The sequence below is a fragment of the Gilliamella sp. ESL0232 genome (assembly GCF_013346885.1).
Taxonomy (GTDB): Bacteria; Pseudomonadota; Gammaproteobacteria; order Enterobacterales; family Orbaceae; genus Gilliamella; species Gilliamella bombi.
Genome location: NZ_JAAEDW010000004.1, coordinates 42,103 through 60,134, shown reverse-complemented (window position 1 = coordinate 60,134; position 18,032 = coordinate 42,103). Strand labels below are relative to the sequence as shown.

General features: G+C 34.8%; 18 protein-coding genes. 12 read left to right on the top strand and 6 right to left on the bottom strand.

Going from position 1 to position 18,032, the window contains the following annotated elements:
• The first annotated feature begins 7 nt into the window (after nucleotides 1–7).
• The 5 genes from GYW75_RS05705 to yfbR all read left to right on the top strand — a co-directional run bounded on the left by GYW75_RS05705 (nucleotide 8) and on the right by yfbR (nucleotide 4,989).
• Entirely contained in the window at nucleotides 8–841 is an 834-nt protein-coding gene (locus GYW75_RS05705) for an FtsQ-type POTRA domain-containing protein (RefSeq protein ID WP_174798735.1), read from the top strand.
• A 21-nt stretch (nucleotides 842–862) separates the two neighbouring features.
• Nucleotides 863–2,116 carry a cell division protein FtsA gene (gene ftsA, locus GYW75_RS05700; RefSeq protein ID WP_174798734.1) on the top strand — a complete coding sequence of 418 codons (1,254 nt, stop codon included), beginning with the start codon at nucleotides 863–865 and terminating at the stop codon, nucleotides 2,114–2,116.
• Between the two features lie 81 nt (nucleotides 2,117–2,197).
• Nucleotides 2,198–3,337 (top strand): cell division protein FtsZ, encoded by a 1,140-nt coding sequence (gene ftsZ, locus GYW75_RS05695; protein ID WP_174798733.1) that lies wholly within the window; start codon nucleotides 2,198–2,200, stop codon nucleotides 3,335–3,337.
• Nucleotides 3,338–3,406: 69 nt separating this feature from the next.
• Nucleotides 3,407–4,321 carry a UDP-3-O-acyl-N-acetylglucosamine deacetylase gene (lpxC, locus tag GYW75_RS05690; protein ID WP_174798732.1) on the top strand — a complete coding sequence of 305 codons (915 nt, stop codon included), beginning with the start codon at nucleotides 3,407–3,409 and terminating at the stop codon, nucleotides 4,319–4,321.
• Between the two features lie 80 nt (nucleotides 4,322–4,401).
• Nucleotides 4,402–4,989: a 5'-deoxynucleotidase gene (yfbR, locus tag GYW75_RS05685; protein ID WP_174798731.1), complete on the top strand. Its 588-nt coding sequence runs from the start codon at nucleotides 4,402–4,404 to the stop codon at nucleotides 4,987–4,989.
• Nucleotides 4,990–4,996: 7 nt separating this feature from the next.
• Here yfbR and GYW75_RS05680 read toward each other — a convergent pair whose 3' ends face one another.
• From GYW75_RS05680 to GYW75_RS05670, 3 genes are all read right to left on the bottom strand, one after another.
• A complete protein-coding gene (locus GYW75_RS05680) occupies nucleotides 4,997–5,203 on the bottom strand; it encodes a zeta toxin family protein (protein ID WP_238786413.1) in 207 nt (68 codons plus the stop codon).
• Between the two features lie 11 nt (nucleotides 5,204–5,214).
• On the bottom strand, nucleotides 5,215–5,508 hold the full coding sequence (locus tag GYW75_RS05675; protein WP_085164917.1) for a hypothetical protein: 294 nt from the start codon (nucleotides 5,506–5,508) through the stop codon (nucleotides 5,215–5,217).
• 433 nt (nucleotides 5,509–5,941) lie between these two features.
• Nucleotides 5,942–6,646, bottom strand: coding sequence for a lipopolysaccharide core heptose(II) kinase RfaY (locus GYW75_RS05670; protein ID WP_085164915.1), 705 nt, complete (start codon nucleotides 6,644–6,646; stop codon nucleotides 5,942–5,944).
• Nucleotides 6,647–6,830: 184 nt separating this feature from the next.
• Here GYW75_RS05670 and GYW75_RS05665 point away from each other — a divergent pair, with 184 nt between their 5' ends.
• Entirely contained in the window at nucleotides 6,831–7,124 is a 294-nt protein-coding gene (locus GYW75_RS05665) for a GIY-YIG nuclease family protein (protein ID WP_065574493.1), read from the top strand.
• Nucleotides 7,125–7,136: 12 nt separating this feature from the next.
• Here GYW75_RS05665 and GYW75_RS05660 read toward each other — a convergent pair whose 3' ends face one another.
• From GYW75_RS05660 to argD, 3 genes are all read right to left on the bottom strand, one after another.
• Entirely contained in the window at nucleotides 7,137–8,123 is a 987-nt protein-coding gene (locus GYW75_RS05660) for a serine/threonine protein kinase (protein WP_174798729.1), read from the bottom strand.
• Nucleotides 8,124–8,134: 11 nt separating this feature from the next.
• Nucleotides 8,135–8,746: a ribosome biogenesis GTP-binding protein YihA/YsxC gene (gene yihA / locus GYW75_RS05655; RefSeq protein WP_065590380.1), complete on the bottom strand. Its 612-nt coding sequence runs from the start codon at nucleotides 8,744–8,746 to the stop codon at nucleotides 8,135–8,137.
• Nucleotides 8,747–8,811: 65 nt separating this feature from the next.
• Nucleotides 8,812–10,023 carry a bifunctional acetylornithine/succinyldiaminopimelate transaminase gene (gene argD, locus GYW75_RS05650; RefSeq protein ID WP_174798728.1) on the bottom strand — a complete coding sequence of 404 codons (1,212 nt, stop codon included), beginning with the start codon at nucleotides 10,021–10,023 and terminating at the stop codon, nucleotides 8,812–8,814.
• Nucleotides 10,024–10,237: 214 nt separating this feature from the next.
• Here argD and GYW75_RS05645 point away from each other — a divergent pair, with 214 nt between their 5' ends.
• The 6 genes from GYW75_RS05645 to pflA all read left to right on the top strand — a co-directional run bounded on the left by GYW75_RS05645 (nucleotide 10,238) and on the right by pflA (nucleotide 17,987).
• A complete protein-coding gene (locus GYW75_RS05645) occupies nucleotides 10,238–10,507 on the top strand; it encodes an oxidative damage protection protein (RefSeq protein ID WP_034914624.1) in 270 nt (89 codons plus the stop codon).
• Between the two features lie 8 nt (nucleotides 10,508–10,515).
• Nucleotides 10,516–11,583, top strand: a complete 1,068-nt coding sequence (gene mltC / locus GYW75_RS05640) for a membrane-bound lytic murein transglycosylase MltC (protein ID WP_034914627.1) — start codon at nucleotides 10,516–10,518, stop codon at nucleotides 11,581–11,583.
• Between the two features lie 609 nt (nucleotides 11,584–12,192).
• Nucleotides 12,193–13,149: a hypothetical protein gene (locus GYW75_RS05635; protein ID WP_238786412.1), complete on the top strand. Its 957-nt coding sequence runs from the start codon at nucleotides 12,193–12,195 to the stop codon at nucleotides 13,147–13,149.
• Nucleotides 13,150–13,761: 612 nt separating this feature from the next.
• Nucleotides 13,762–14,610 (top strand): formate transporter FocA, encoded by an 849-nt coding sequence (focA, locus tag GYW75_RS05630; RefSeq protein ID WP_238786411.1) that lies wholly within the window; start codon nucleotides 13,762–13,764, stop codon nucleotides 14,608–14,610.
• Between the two features lie 67 nt (nucleotides 14,611–14,677).
• Nucleotides 14,678–16,960, top strand: coding sequence for a formate C-acetyltransferase (gene pflB / locus GYW75_RS05625; RefSeq protein WP_085164906.1), 2,283 nt, complete (start codon nucleotides 14,678–14,680; stop codon nucleotides 16,958–16,960).
• A gap of 247 nt (nucleotides 16,961–17,207) precedes the next feature.
• On the top strand, nucleotides 17,208–17,987 hold the full coding sequence (gene pflA / locus GYW75_RS05620; protein ID WP_218055817.1) for a pyruvate formate lyase 1-activating protein: 780 nt from the start codon (nucleotides 17,208–17,210) through the stop codon (nucleotides 17,985–17,987).
• Nucleotides 17,988–18,032 lie beyond the last annotated feature (45 nt).

Here is an 18,032-nt window from a genome sequence, read left to right as displayed (position 1 = left end):
TTATTTTATGAAACAAGTTCGGCAAGCAGCGCATAGAAGGGACGATAAAAACAAAAGAAAGCTGCTTATTTTTCGTAATACAGAGCAATTAATAGGATTTTTGTTCTTTATTGCGATTATTTGTATTAGTATTTGGGTCGTTCAAAGTTTTAAAAATTGGATGGATGATCCCGAACAAATGGTATTGTCTCAATTAACATTGAGTGGAGAGCATACCTATACAACTGAGGATGATCTTCGGGAAGCTATTTTAGGACTAGGGTTGCCTAATACCTATATAGGACAAGATGTTAATGATATTCAACAAGAAGTAATGCGATTTCCGTGGGTGAAGCAAACCAGTGTACGTAAACAGTGGCCAGATAGGTTAATTGTCTATGTGGAAGAATATAAGCCAGTGCTTTATTGGAATGACTTATTTTTACTTGATAAAAGTGGCAATGTATTTAGTGTACCACTTGACCGTATAAGCAACTTAAAACTACCAAAGTTATATGGTCCAGAGGGTAAAGCAAAATTGGCGTTAGAAACTTATTATAAATTAGAGAATCTTTCTAAAAAATTAGCTAATAATCAGTTGGCATTACATATTAAAACAGCAATAACTGATGAACGTAACGCGTGGCAATTGACGGTAAAACAGTGTGTATCAGGTTTTTGCCAAGAAAATCAGGAAATAAAATTACTATTAGGTAGTGAAAATATTGAACAAAGATATCAGCAATTTATCAAGTTATTTCCGGAAATTCAGTCAAGAATGCCAGAAAATGAAAAAATAATGGTCGCTGATTTACGTTATGAAAATGGCATTTCAGTGCAAAGAGAAAAAATGGTGCAGTAAGGAATAAATTAAGGCTGAAGTATGAAAGCAACAGAAAAAAAATTGGTTGTTGGATTAGAGGTTGGTACATCCAAAGTACTTGCTCTTGTTGGTGAAGTTCTTCCCGATGGTATTGTTAACATCATCGGTGTAGGGCATTGTCCATCAAAAGGGGTTGATAAAGGTGGTGTGAACGATCTTGAGTCTGTCGTAAAATCAATCCAAAGAGCGGTTGACCAAGCTGAATTAATGGCTGATTGTCAAATATCTTCAGTATATTTAAGCCTTTCAGGTAAACATATTCGTTGTCAAAATGAGATAGGCATGGTGCCAATAGAGGATGAAGAAGTAACCGCAGAAGATGTTGACAATGTTGTTCATACAGCAAAATCAGTCAGAATTTTAGATGAGCACCGTATTTTGCATGTCATTGCACAAGAATATTCTATCGATTTGCAAGAAGGTATTAAAAATCCTATTGGCTTATCTGGAGTAAGAATGAAAGCCAAAGTTCACTTAATTACTTGTCACAATGATATGGCTAGAAATATTGTGAAAGCAGTAGAACGTTGCGGTTTGAAAGTGGATCAACTTATTTTTTCTGGATTGGCCTCTAGCTATGCAGTTTTAACGGATGATGAAAAAGAACTTGGTGTTTGCGTAATTGATATGGGCGGCGGTACAATGGATGTAACGGTCTATACAGGAGGTGCGTTACGTCATTCAGTTGTAATCCCTTATGCTGGGAATGTTGTTACTAGCGATATCGCATATGCATTTGGCGCTCCGCCAATGGATGCTGAAAATATTAAGATTCGTTATGGATGCGCTGTAGGCTCATTAATTGGTAAAGATGAGGTTATTGATGTTCCAAGCGTAGGTGGAAGACCATCACGTTCATTGCAACGACAAACGCTTGCAGATGTAATTGAACCGCGCTATTCAGAACTTCTTTCGTTGGTACAAAAAGAGTTACTTGTATTACAAGAAGAACTTAAAAAACAGAATATCAAATATCAATTAGCAGCAGGTATTGTTTTAACTGGTGGTGCGTCGCAAATAAAAGGAATGGTAGAGTGCGCTGAAAAAATTTTTCAAAATCAAGTGCGTATTGGTCAGCCATTAAATATATCTGGATTAACCGACTATGTTCAAAAACCTTATTGTTCAACAGCTATAGGGTTATTGCATTATGGAAAACAAAGTTTATTAAATGATGATGGAAAAGATAATAATAAATCATCATTAAAAGGGATAGCTAAACGATTAACCGGATGGTTTAAAAAAGAATTTTAGCTAATATATTTCAAGAACTTCGTGGACATTGTAGATGATTATCTGTACAATGTTCGCAGATCGTAAATTTGGAGATAAGTTATGTTTGAACCTATGGTTGCAGATGATGAACCAGCAGCAGTCATTAAAGTTATTGGTGTAGGTGGTGGCGGCGGTAATGCTGTCGAGCATATGATTGCTGAACATATTGAAGGCGTTGAATTTTTTGCAGCAAATACAGATGCGCAAGCCTTAAAAAGAATTAAGGTAGGTCAAACTATCCAAATCGGGACTAATGTTACTAAAGGGCTTGGTGCAGGTGCTAATCCAGAAGTCGGTAGAAATTCAGCTGAGGAAGATCGAGATGTCATTCGTAGTGCTATCGAAGGAGCTGACATGGTTTTTATCGCAGCAGGAATGGGTGGTGGCACTGGAACGGGTGCAGCTCCTGTTGTTGCAGAAATAGCAAAAGAATTAGGAATTCTAACAGTTGCAGTTGTTACTAAACCTTTTGGTTTTGAAGGTAAAAAGCGTATGGCTTTTGCTGAGCAAGGTATTTCTGAGTTGGCAAAACATGTTGATTCACTAATTACTATTCCGAATGATAAATTATTAAAAGTATTAGGTCGTGGTGTTAAATTACTTGATGCTTTTGCTGCAGCTAATGGTGTTTTAAAGGGTGCAGTACAAGGGATCGCTGAGCTGATTACTAAACCTGGTCTTATCAATGTCGATTTTGCTGATGTTAGAACAGTGATGTCTGAAATGGGATATGCTATGATGGGGTCTGGTCGAGCTAGTGGTGATAATCGAGCTGAAGAAGCCGCAGAAATGGCAATTTCTAGCCCATTACTTGAAGATATTGATTTATCTGGAGCTCGAGGCGTATTAGTTAACGTAACATCTGGATTTGATATTGGTTTAGAAGAATTTGAAACAGTCGGTAACACAGTTAAAGCATTTGCTTCTGATAATGCTACGGTTGTTGTTGGTTCAACTTTTGATCCAGATATATCTGATGAAATTCGAGTAACAGTGGTTGCAACTGGTATTGGTATGGATAAACGTCCAGAAGTTAAAATGCCTAAACCAGTTTCACACAATGAGCTATTTAGCCGAAGTAGTCCTTTAGGACAACAAGAAGATAAATTAGCTAAGGTTGTTAATGAGCCAATAGCTTCTCCTCTTGATAATCGTGAGATTTTAGATATTCCTGCTTTCATACGGAAGCAAGCAAATTAAAGTAAAGTTGAACTTATTTGATTTTTTATTGTCAAAATCGGTAAGGACAAATAAAAAAGTAGGTGCAAAGTGAAACAAAGAACATTAAAAAAGACTATTCAAGCAACTGGTGTTGGTTTACATACTGGCAAAAAAGTTACCTTGACATTACGTCCTGCGCCTGAAAATACAGGTATAATTTACCGTCGTACTGATTTAAATCCATATGTAGATTTCCCTGTGGATGCAAAATCTGTGCGTGATACAATGCTTTGTACTTGTTTGATAAATGAAGATAATGTTCGTATTTCTACTGTTGAGCATATTAATGCTGCATTAGCAGGGCTAGGCATTGATAATATTATTATTGAAGTTAATGCCCCTGAAATACCAATTATGGATGGTAGTGCAAGTCCATTTGTTTATTTATTGCTTGATGCTGGTATTGCTGAACAAAACGCACTTAAAAAGTTTTTGTGTGTAAAAGAAACAGTTCGAGTTGAAAATGGTGATAAATGGGCTGAAGTAAGGCCTTATAGTGGCTTTAAACTGGATTTCACTATTGATTTTCAACATCCGGCTATCGACAATAGTTCACAACGTTATCAACTAGATTTTTCGTCTGAATCGTTTATTCGTCAAATCAGCCGTGCTAGAACATTTGGTTTTATGCGTGATATTGAAGCATTACAATCTAAAGGTTTATGCCTAGGTGGTAGTTTAGATTGTGCAATTGTTGTTGATGATTATAAAGTGCTAAATGAAGATGGTTTGCGTTTTGAAGATGAGTTTGTGCGTCACAAAATGCTTGATACTATCGGTGATTTATATATGAGCGGTCACAATATGATTGGTGAAGTTGTTTGTTATAAATCAGGTCATGCATTGAATAATCAATTATTGCAAGCATTGCTAGCAAAACAAAATGCATGGGAATATATCACATTTACAGAAGAGCAAACTGTACCACTTGCATTGGGTACCCAACAGCTTATTCTCGCGTAAAATAATAAGTAACATTTTATATTATAGACGCTCCTGTTTTTAATAGGAGCGTTTTTATTTTATATTAAAGAGATAGTAATATGAATAACAGTCATTTTTTTGCTCATTTATCCCGATTAAAACTAATTAATCGTTGGCCTTTAATGCGTAATGTAAGAACTGAAAATGTATCAGAGCATAGTTTACAGGTTGCTTTTGTTGCACATGCCTTAGCAATAATTAAAAACAAGAAATTTAATGGAAATGTTAATCCAGAAAGAATTGCATTGCTGGCAATGTACCACGACGTTTCAGAAGTAATAACAGGCGATCTACCAACACCAACAAAGTATTACAATCCACAAATAACGGTTGAATATAAAAAGATTGAAAAAATAGCACAGCATAAACTTATCAATATGCTTCCTAAAGAATTACAAGATGATTTTAGAAAATTAATTGATGATGATTTTTATGACGAAACCGAGAAAAGTATTGTAAAACAAGCTGATGCATTATGCGCTTACCTTAAAACGATTGAAGAGCTCAGTGCGGGCAATAATGAGTTTAAATTAGCAGAACAACGTTTAAAAAAGACTTTATCTGAACGTAACAGCCCTGAAATGAATTACTTCTTAGACGTTTTTGTTCCAAGCTTTAGTTTATCACTAGATGAAATAACCATGTAAAATTAGTTTATTTATAAGCATCGGTATCAATAACCAAGAAATTGTTTTTGGCGTATTCATTTCTTACTGTTGATTTGCCTGAGCCGACCTGCCTGCCGAGTAAAATTACTTCAGGGTTATTTGAAGGTTTAACAAATCTCAGATATTCATTTTTGATTGCATTCTCGAAAATTCTGTCATGCTTATCTTTGGGAAGAATAAATTTATTAGCCATAAAATAAATAGTCAATCATCTTCTGAAAATACTACATCAGGAAATACTTCATTAAATTTCGGGTGAAAATTACCAGCCGCAATGGCTTTGAGTTCGTCTATATCTGCTGTACTTGGGGGGATAATTCCAACTTCATATAAATCTTGTAGAGCCTTTATATAGAGAGGATAAGCGGCATCATAAGCGGCTTGGTCGCCTGTTTCTTTAATTGAGCTGAAGTAGTGGCAAAACTTGATTTTTTCTCGTTTAACCGCCTGTTTTGCTGCGTCAATCCAAGGGTAAATGCTGGGATCTAGTGTTTTCATGATATTTCCTTATTCATCGTTATAAATCAAGTGCGCCGAAATGGATCATAGACATAAAGAAAAAAGTCAAAATTACCATACCAATGGTGGTGGGCATACTAAAGTAGGCATGGCCTAAAAGGTAGCTACCCACTTAAACATTTTTTATTTCTATTATAGATTATTAATAAAAAATACATACTTTTTCAGAATATTAAATTCTGTGATAATAAAGAGGTTTTTACTCTAGTTATAATAAATGTATTTTATGTCAGATACAAGTTAAATGGCTTTTAAGCTCGTCAATTTCCTCTAACTAATCGAGATATTTTTTAGTGATATACGTGATAACGAAACTAATTCACGATATCACTAATTAAAAAATTACGATTATACTGAATAATAATCACTCGAATCTTTACAGGATCAACAAACTCTCACAATGGTAGAATAATTAATCTTCTTTCCCTCGGATCTTCCGAGACAATCGTTTAAACCCATGAGTAAACTTTTTAATTGCCATTGCAAAAAAAGGAACCTTGATTTTGATATCAAAGCGTTCTTTCAACTCGATTGCGTCATTGGCTTTAGTTAGCCAAATAAATCCTGAGTTCGTTAAATCGATGGCCTTGATTTTTCCTTCAGGCGTTAAGATAAAATTTCCGCCATGAATATCATTAGATACTAAATTATAACTGTGCAGTTTTTCAATACAGTTTTTAACTTGCTCGCCATACTCTTTCATTTCTTCCCACTTTAAAGAGCGCCCTTCGATAAAGTTAAAAATCATATAATGGCGTTTAGTTTTTTGATCGAAAGCAACCAAATACAGTTCATAAGCAATATCGGCATTATCAAGTGATATTTTGGCGAGTTTACGAATTAAATTGAAATAAAAGTCGCCTGTAATTTTGGCGATTAAACGACGCTCTAAACGGTGCTCAACACCGCCATCAATTTTAAAAATAAATTTTGATTCATCATGATCGATTAAATAAGTATATCGCTCTAATTTATCGCTAGGATCGAGTAATTCATGATGTCCTTCTTCTGCCAAAAATTGGTCAAAAAGTTCTAAATAATTGATTTCGTCATTTTGCACATAGGCGAACTTCATATCGCCACGTTGAACTTCAATAATTTTTGCAAAGTTATTCAAATTTTATTATCCCAGAATACATCAAAAAAATTGACTTATCTTAAACATTATCTGCGTTAAAGTAAATGAAACAGTAACGTTTAACTAGTAGTATGAATAGTATTAATTAAAAAGTGATGAATATTTGCTATGCCATTAAAATGATATTATGGTTAAATAATTGAATTTATATTATTGGTTAGTTATGTCTAATAGCGCATCCGAATGGTTTTTATATATTATTAGAACAGCAAAAAAATCACTCTATACTGGTATTACAACAAATGTGGAAAGAAGGCTTCACCAACATCAAACCAACAAAGGTGCAAAGCATCTAAAGGGGCAAAAAGATTTGACTATCGTGTACCAAATCTACATCGGTGACAGATCGATGGCACTTAGGCTTGAGTACCGAATAAAACAGCTTTCTAAACAAAAAAAAGAGAAGTTAGTCACAAACCAACCTAATTTAAACGAATTATTAAAACTACTCAATTAATACGCTTTATATTCACATCATTGGCATTAACTGTATTGCAGGAGCTTTAATTGCATCAATTTGCTTATTAAACTCAGCTAATTGTTGACGCCAAAAATCCTCATCAGTAATCCATGGAAAGGCGATAGGAAAAGCAGGATCTTGCCAACGCTCTAAAATCCATGCTAAATGATGAACCATTCTCATCGCTCTTAAAGGTTCGATAAGCTTTAATTGATGATGATCAAACTCACAAAACTCCTGATACATTTCAATCAATAAATCCAACTGTAAACGTTGCTGTTGACGATCACCATGCAGTAACATCCACAGATCTTGAATTGCAGGGCCATTACGAGAATCATCAAAATCAACAAACATTGCATTATCGCGCCATAAGATATTACCCGCATGGCAATCGGCATGTAATCGAATAGGCTGCCAATCGTTATGCCAATGCTGTTCAACAGTTTTTATTAACTGGGCTAAAATATCTTTAAGGTCAGTTTGAACTTTCTTAGAAATATAAGCGCTAGATAGCAAGATATCTTGTGGCCGATAAAGATACTCTTCTAATCCAATAGTTGGACGATGTAAAAATGTCTGCTTAGCACCAATTTGATGGATACGACCAAGCAACATACCCACAGATTCCATTTGCTCGATATTATCCATCTCATATTGTCGTCCTACAACACTAGCAAACAACGTAAACAGATAACCTTGATATTCGTGTAGTGTCGTATTATTAAATGTTAATGGCGTAATAACGGGAACCTCAGCATCAGCTAATTGCTTAGTAAACTGATGTTCTTCAAGAATTTGCTGACGATCCCAACGATTTGGTCGATAAAACTTAACCACATAACGTTTATGATCTTCATCTTGAAATTGATAAACACGATTTTCATAACTATTTAACACAGTCAAACCAGAATCTATACTCAATCCTATTGAAGATAGGCTATCAATAATTAAATCTGGTGATAAAGATTGAAACGAAAATGTTGAACTATTCATTGAATGATCCTTTATTGCAAACTAAACCATTCATCTAATTTTTGTTTTAGAGCTTCAAGTCCAATACGCTTAGGTGATGAAAAAGGAGCAACAGTAATATCTCCTTGAAAAGGTAAAATGGCTTCTTTCACCATATTAACTTGTTTTTTTTGAGCGCCAGAAGCTAATTTATCAGCTTTAGTAAGCAGTAACATAATAGGGATATCAACAGAAACCGCCCACTCAATCATCTGTTGATCTAAATCTTTTAACGGATGTCTAATATCCATCAATACAACCAAACCTTTTAAACTTTCACGTTTTTGCAGATATTCGCCTAATGCTTTTTGCCATTTACGCTTTATCGCCTCTGGCACTTGAGCATAGCCATAACCGGGTAAATCTACTAAACGGCAATTTTCTTCAACTTCGAAAAGATTAATAAGTTGGGTTCGACCTGGCGTTTTACTCGTTCTAGCAAGCCCTTTTTGATTGGTTAATGTATTAAGTGCGCTTGATTTACCAGCGTTAGAACGACCAGCAAAAGCAATTTCAACACCACTATCAACAGGTAGATGAGAAATATCAGGTGCACTCAAAATAAAATGAGTTTTAGCATAATTTAATGGGTGAATATTGGTCATAAATAAGTATCCTTTAAATGCAACGGCATTTAATTGACTAAAATGCCGTTACTGTATAGAAAAACTTAAGAATTGACAACTTTTTCCACAGCTTTCGCAAATCGAGTCATACCTTCTTTAATTTCATCTTCAGAAATAATTAGTGATGGGGTAAAGCGCAAAACATTAGATCCAGCATTTAAAATCATTACTTTAAATTCAGTTGCTACGTTCAAAAAATCACGAGCTTTATTGTGAAATTTTGGTTGTAACTCTGCACCTAACAACAACCCTTTCCCACGATACTCTCGGAATAATTTAAATTTATCATTAATTTTTTCTAATTGCTCAATAAATACAGCACGTCGTTTTTGCACACCTTCAAGTATTTCAGGAGAATTAATAATATCAAAAGCCTCGCAACCCACAGCACAAGCTAAAGGGTTACCACCATAAGTTGTACCATGTACACCGGGATGCATAACTGAAGCAATTTCGTCTGTTGTTAACATAGCACTAATAGGAAATCCACCGCCCAGTGCTTTAGCTGAGGTTAAAATATCTGGCTTTACATCATATTGTTGATAAGTAAATAAACTGCCTGTTCGACCCATTCCACATTGCACTTCATCGAACACCAGTAACGCTTTATATTCATCACATAGCTCACGCAAACCTTGTAAAAATTCGGGTGTGGCTGAAGTTAATCCACCTTCACCTTGCACAGGCTCTAGTACAACCGCACAAGTATGATCATCCATTACGGCTTTAACTGCATCAAGATCATTAAAAGGAACATGAATAATATCAGCTGGTTTTGGACCAAAACCATCCGAATACTTAGCCTGACCACCAACAGAGACGGTAAAAAATGTACGCCCATGAAAAGATTGATAAAAAGCAATAATTTTAGTCTTATAAGGATTGTATTTATGTATTGCGTAATGACGAGCTAATTTAAACGCAGCTTCATTAGCTTCGGCACCAGAATTTGCAAAAAAAACACGTTCAGCAAACGTATTATCGATAAGTTTTTGAGCAAGATTTAAAGCCGGCTCATTAGTAAAAACATTACTTACATGCCATAACTTTTCACTTTGTTCATGTAATGCTTTAACTAATCTTGGATGACAATGCCCAAGCGCATTTACAGCGATGCCACCTGCAAAATCAATATATTCTTCACCATTTTGATCCCAAACACGACTCCCTTTACCCTTTACGGGGATAAATTTTGCTGGTGCATAAATAGGTAAAATAACTTTATCAAAAAGTTCACGTGTGATTTTTGGCTGCATTGTTTAATCCTTATTTATTTTATTAACTAGTTCCTATCATTTTAATCAAACTAATTGCGGTGTAAAGTAAATAATTATTCAAATATTTTAAATTAATATTCACTCATTAAAGGTGAATTCAATTTAAAATTAATATAATAATTTTCTTCTTATCTATAATTATTTTCAGGTATAATTAGCCACTATTCGTTAAGTGTACTTAAAAGAGATAAAAATGAGCCGTGTCGTTTATTGCCATTATTTAAAAAAAGAAGCAGAGGGATTAGATTTTCAACTTTATCCAGGGGAGATTGGAAAACGTATTTTTAACGAAATATCCAAACAGGCATGGCAAGAATGGCTCAAAAAACAAACAATGCTCATTAACGAACATAAACTCAATATGATGAATCTAGAACACCGAAAAAAAATTGAAGCTGAAATGATCAAATTTCTATTTGAAGGCGAAGAAGTTGTTATTGATGGATATAAACCGCAAAATTGAGATGTAAAATGAAAAAAAATAAAAAAATCATCGCGTTAATTATTTCTGTAACTCTTCTAACAGGTTGTCCTAGTACGAATTCAAAAAAAAATGAAAACAATTATGTTAAAGATACTAATGCTTTTAATATCTTAATTAGTCAATATGCTAATAACATTGAAGAAATTTGGGGTCCGAAAGAAGTCCTTATTGCAGGGCCTAAAGATTATGTTCAATATGAAGATAATTTAAAAACGCGTGTCCATATTAACTTTGTTTCTGGTGTGATTACTATTGAAACGATGGCAGAATCACCAATAGAAAACCTAAAAGAAGCGATAGTTTCGACATTACTTATGTCAGAGCCAGTTGACATTATACGACATGACAAAATCAGTCAAGACTTATCTCAAGAACCATTTCTATACAATCAGGTATTAGATCAAGAGCATCAACCGATTCGTTGGAGTGGCAGAGCCAATAGTTTTGCTGATTATCTGCTTAGCAATAATATAAAAACTCGCTGGTCTGGTTCTTATAAAATTACTTATGTTGAAATTAAACTTGTTCCTAACCACATAAATCAACGTGCCAGAAAATTCTTACCAATAGTAGCTGAAGCTTCTAATCGTTATTTTATTGATGAACGCTTGATCTTAGCCATTATGGAAGTTGAATCTGCATTTAACCCATATGCTGTCAGCCGTACTGATGCGCTTGGACTAATGCAAGTACAACAACACACCGCTGGGCGTGATATTTTCAAATTACAAGGCAAATCGGGTGAACCAAGTCGAAAATTCTTACTCGATCCGCGTAATAATGTTGATATAGGTACAGCTTATTTATCTTTATTAAAAACGAAATACTTAGCAGGCATTAATAACCCAATTTCGTTAAGATACGCCGTGATCACATCTTATAATGGAGGAGTAGGAAGTGTGTTGCGTACGTTTTCTAACGATCGCAATGAAGCTATCAACATCATAAACTCAATGACACCACAACAGGTTTATCGAAAACTTGTCACTTCTCACGTTTCGCAAGAGTCACGTAATTATCTAATAAAAGTCAATAGAATCTTAGATAATAAATAAGTTATAAAAAATAAATATTTCCTCATCATTCATAAGTAATGATGAGGAAATATATCATTTACCAGCTCATAAACGAATGATAAAGCAAAATGGATTTAATGGTTGTTTAAAGATAACACAACATAATCAGTCAACATCTAGCGATTCAGAAGCTAACAAACAATAGCTAACTAACAAAAGGTAATAAACAAAAGTCTAAGCGATTGTGGGTAAAACACTCTAACAGTTTTTAAAGAATTATTTTAATTAAAAATTTACTTATCTATAAAGTGAATGATTTTCATCTTTACATTTCTTTACAAAAAAATCCGCCAAAAAACTAGCCAACAATTTTTTAAATGGTTATACTTTAACCGCTATAGGAAAGCAAGCTTTTTAAATAATCGGAAAATAATAAAAATCCAAATAAAACAAATAATTACTTGACAGGTAAACCATAATGCATTATCATTTTAGACACCAGACACCAGACACCAGCACTGGCAAACCTATGTCTTAAATTTATTAAATAATCTTATTCGACGTGTTTTTACACTAAGCTCATTTATACCTTCCAAATTATTTCTCAACGAATTATCGAAATTACCGCTCAAATCACCTAAAACAGCTTTGCTAGTATTAGCACTGTTATTATTGTCATCGTCATGGAATGTTCAGGCGAATGGCAAAAAATCTCGAACAGGTAATCGTAGTGATGCAATAATGCTACCGTCGCCAGTTATCAATTATGTAAGGCCAAATCTACTTTTGGGTGATGAAGAAAGAGCGGGTCCAGCTGACATATGGAATCCCGATAAGGGCTTTTTAGTACAATCAATTGATTTTGAATCAATTCATCCTGAATCATACAGTCTTAATTTTCCGACCACGGGTGGGCATAATTTATATTTTGATTTACTCATAAGTGGAGTAGATATAAAGGAATTGACATGGGAACCCATTACTTTGGGGGGCATCACTGCGACAGTGACAAATGTTGTAGCTAATGATAAGTGGATCCCTGATGAAGATAAGGGACAAGTTGTCGCTCGTGTTAAGCTAACAGGTCCAGAGGCAAGAAATCAATGGTACAATCCTCATCCTAACCCAATTGCTAAGCCACAGTTACCACAGACGTTTGAGTTAGTGGGTAGAGATATTAATACTGGTGATGAGGTAGTAAAATATGGATTTAAGTTAAAGCAGTGGTTTGTTAACCGAGGAGGTAAATATGATACAGCCCCAGCTCAAACAACATGGTGTAGTCGTTTGGGGTATCGTCTTACGCAGGTAAGAGATTTAACCAATGCAGTCAGAACAGCTAGTTTTCCTATTTCTAGTGCCACGCCGTCGTCATCTGAAAATTATTACCAGCGTCGAATTGGAGCTGGATTTTTCACGGAGTGGGGCTACATGTCCCATTACGCTAATGCGGATTTCGCTTACAGTACTCACTCCCACTATGGTTATTGGACGATCAACGCCATACCTAACCGTCAGTTCTATGTCTACTCGGACACTGGCTACATCAATAGCAATCACATGGGTGCTACCTTCGGGTATTATGCTGTTTGCACCACACCTTAGATTTTAGTGTTTATTTCTTAATCCTTAGGCTCAGGAATAGTTTATGGTGCAAATAAAGGATAATATAACAAATAACCAAGCCTCTGAGGCTTTAGGTATTGAGCAGCAAAAGCCTGCGAGCTTTGCGCTTTAATGACTGAAAGCCAAAATAGTGCTCTGATCGATACAAATTAAAAGTTTGCGCTTTTGTTATTAACAAGTTATTATTAAATAGCTATTATTAAATAACAAAAGCGCTTTTCTTAAAAAGCCGAATCCAGTGTAATAAAAAAACTATTCTATAAGTGTTTGATTTCATTGAAAAATAAAAAATCAAATAAAATCAATAGTCTACCTGACTGATTTTAGAGCAAAAAATACGCTTATAGCACGGCAAAGTTAATATGGCTAATTTTAATCACGTCCGATAGGTTGATTCTAAATAAGATTAGCTCCCCACTAGGTATAAATCTTCCTAAAAATTTTAATTCACTATTTTTACTATAAGTAACCTCTTTAATAATGAGGGATTTTTGTGGTTTTAAAGTTTTTTAATAAAAAAAACGTGATCTGCTTCAAATTTTGAGTATACTATGTGTCTCATAAAACCCTAGTTTTTTTGAGGATGTTAGTTTGAGTACCAATAAACTTGTGGATTCATATTCTCCCGCACAAATGACCCAAATTGCTGAAGATCTTGGCAATTACAAAGTAAACAAACACCCATGTAGTACGATTTTATCCGCAATGCTTGCTGGTGTTTATATCTCTATCGCTTTTGTATTTTATATTACCGTAACAACCGGAACAGCAACCGTTGCTTTTGGTTTGGCAAAATTAGTCGGCGGTATTTGTTTCTCTTTAGGACTTATGCTTGTTGTTTGTTGTGGTTCTGACTTATTTACTTCAACCGTATTGACCATTTTACCTAAAATGACCCATAAAATTGGCTGGACTAAAATGATTCGTAATTGGATTTTGGTCTATGTTGGTAACTTTATTGGTGCTATACTGTTTGTTACAGTTATTTGGTTTTCAGGTCAGTATATGGTAGCCAATGGTTTGTGGGGACTAAATATTTTACAAACCGCTGATCATAAATTACATCACACCTTTATTGAGGCAGTATGTCTTGGCTTTTTAGCTAATCTAATGGTCTGTTTGGCCGCCTGGTTGAGTTACGCTGGTCGTAGCTTACTTGATAAAATGCTAATTATGGTTTTACCTGTTGCAATGTTTGTTGCCAGCGGTTTTGAGCATAGTATTGCAAATATGTTTATGATTCCTATGGGTATTGTGATTAAGAACTTTGCGTCCCCTGAGTTTTGGCAAGCAGTTGGTGTGTCGGCAGACGCATTTAAAGAGTTAACTGTATCGCATTTTGTATTTAAAAATTTAATTCCAGTTACAATTGGGAATATTTTAGGTGGTTTAGTTGTAGCGCTACCTTATTGGGCTTTATATTTACGTAAGCCACATTGATTTTATAATATTTACCCTCATATGTAATAGGGTAAATAGTTATTTTTGTAAACCTGAGGTGAAAATTATGAGTAATTTAAACGAAGTACAAGCAGCAGCTTGGAAAGGATTTAAAGATGGTGATTGGCAAAATAATGTTAATGTCCGCGATTTTATTCAAAAAAACTACACGCCATATGAGGGCGATGAGTCTTTCTTAGCTGGCGCAACTGAAGCCACAACTAAGTTATGGGATAAAGTAATGGAAGGCATTAAAATTGAAAATGCTACCCATGCCCCTGTGGATTTTGATACAAGTGTTATTTCGACAATTACTGCTCATGATGCAGGTTATATTGAAAAAGATTTAGAAAAAATTGTTGGCTTACAAACTGAAAAACCATTAAAACGTGCAATTATTCCGTTTGGTGGTATCAAAATGATCGAGAATTCATGTAAAGCTTATAACAGAACGCTTGATCCTTTAGTCAAAAAAATCTTTACTGAATATCGTAAAACTCATAACCAAGGTGTTTTCGATATTTATACTCCAGATATTCTTCGTTGTCGTAAATCAGGTGTTATTACAGGTCTTCCTGATGCTTATGGCCGTGGTCGTATTATTGGTGACTACCGTCGTGTTGCGCTCTACGGTATCGACTACTTAATGCAAGATAAATTTGCACAATTCAATTCACTACAAGCTGATTTCGAAAACGGTGTTGATCTTCCAATGATTATGCAACGTCGTGAAGAAATTGCTGAACAACATCGTGCACTTGGCCAAATTAAAGAAATGGCAGCTAAATACGGCTTCGATATTTCTGCCCCAGCAAAAACTGCACAAGAAGCAGTTCAATGGACATATTTTGGTTATTTAGCTGCGGTTAAATCACAAAATGGTGCTGCAATGTCATTAGGTCGTACTTCGACTTTCTTTGATATTTACTTCCAACGCGATCTTGAAGCTGGTTTAATTACAGAAAAAGATGCTCAAGAAATTGTTGACCATTTTGTTATGAAGTTACGTATGGTTCGTTTCTTACGTACGCCAGAATATGATGAATTATTCTCTGGTGATCCAATTTGGGCAACTGAATCTATCGCTGGTATGGGTGTTGACGGTCGTACATTAGTTACTAAGACTTCTTTCCGTTTCTTAAATACTTTATATACAATGGGTCCATCTCCAGAACCTAATATGACAATCCTTTGGTCTGAAAAATTACCAAGTGGATTTAAAGAGTTCGCATCAAAAGTATCTATCGATACATCATCATTACAATATGAAAATGATGATTTAATGCGTCCTGACTTTAACAATGATGACTATGCTATTGCATGTTGTGTAAGCCCAATGATTGTTGGTAAACAAATGCAATTCTTTGGTGCGCGTGCAAACCTTGCTAAAACTCTACTATACGCAATCAACGGCGGTGTGGATGAAAAATTAAAAATGCAAGTTGGTCCTAAAGAGGCTCCAATCACTGATGAATATTTAGATTTTGATACAGTGTTTGCTCGTTTAGACCACTTTATGGATTGGTTAGCAAAACAATACGTAACTGCATTAAATGCTATTCACTATATGCACGATAAATACAGCTATGAAGCATCATTAATGGCGCTTCATGATCGTGATGTTATTCGTACTATGGCATGTGGTATTGCTGGTCTTTCAGTTGCAGCTGACTCTCTTTCTGCGATTAAGTATGCAAAAGTAAAAGCAATTCGTGATGAAGATGGTTTAGCTACTGACTTTGAAATTGAAGGTGAATATCCACAATTTGGTAATAACGATCCACGAGTTGATGATATCGCTGTTGATTTAGTTGAACGTTTTATGAAGAAAATTCAAAAACTTAAAACTTATCGTAATGCAACACCTACACAATCTGTATTAACCATTACATCAAACGTTGTTTATGGTAAGAAAACAGGTAATACTCCAGACGGACGTCGTGCTGGTGCGCCATTTGGACCAGGTGCCAACCCAATGCACGGTCGTGACCAAAAAGGTGCGGTAGCTTCATTAACATCTGTTGCTAAACTTCCATTTGCTTATGCTAAAGATGGTATTTCTTATACTTTCTCTATCGTTCCAAATGCATTAGGTAAAGATGATGATGTGCGTAAACGCAACTTAGCTGGTTTAATGGATGGTTATTTCCATCACGAAGCTACAGTAGAAGGTGGTCAACATCTAAATGTTAATGTATTAAATCGTGATACATTATTAGATGCGATGGAACATCCTGAAAAATATCCACAATTAACTATTCGTGTTTCTGGATATGCGGTGCGTTTCAACTCATTAACTAAAGAACAACAAAATGACGTAATTAACCGTACATTTACACAAAAAATGTAATTTAGTTAATTGTTAACTTAATCGAAATAGCGTCTTTAAAGGCGCTATTTTTTTATCAGTGCAAATATTATTTTTGCCATCTTTAAATTAAATATTAATACGATGATAATAATTTAATATTGTTGATATTTATCCAGTATAATTAATCAAAATATAATTCGTGACGATTAATACTATTGGTTTAAGTTTGACGGTAGTGGAGTTAAAATTATTAAAAAGTCATATGAGCAATGATTCGAGATTATCTATGGAACAACAAAATATTATTATGACAACTAATTCGCCTATTAAAGGCCGTATCCACTCTTTTGAATCCTTTGGTACTGTTGATGGTCCAGGGATTCGTTTTATTGTTTTTTTTCAAGGTTGCTTAATGCGTTGCTTGTATTGCCATAATCGTGATACATGGGATTTAAAAGCTGGCCGAGAGGTCACCGTTGATGAGCTTATGAAAGAAATTGTTTCTTACAAAAGTTTTATTATGCCTAATGGTGGTGGTGTGACAGCTTCGGGCGGTGAGGCTACGTTACAAGCTGAGTTTGTTACTCAATGGTTTAGAGCTTGTCATCAAGAAGGCATTAGTACTTGTTTGGATACTAATGGTTATGCAAGGCAGCTCGACCATGTTGTTGATGAACTTTTAGAAGTAACAGATTTGGTCATGCTTGATTTAAAGCAAGTTAATGATGAAATTCATCAAAAATTAGTTGGAGTACCAAATAAACGAGTTCTTGAGTTTGCTAAATATTTGCAAAAAATTAATAAGCGAACTTGGATACGTTATGTTGTTGTTCCTGGGTGGACTGATGATGATAATTCAGCACATCTGCTTGGTAAATTTATTGAGGGGATGGATAATATTGAGCGTGTAGAATTACTTGCTTATCATAAACTAGGTGCTTATAAATGGGATACGATTGGTGATAAATATAAGTTGGAAGGCGTTGAGGCTCCACCAAGAGAAACCCTTGATAGGATCCAAGGTATTTTAGAAAGCTATGGTCATTATGTTACATTTAGTAAATAGTTGATAGATTGTTTGATAAGAGGCGCATTCAATTGTGCCTCTTTT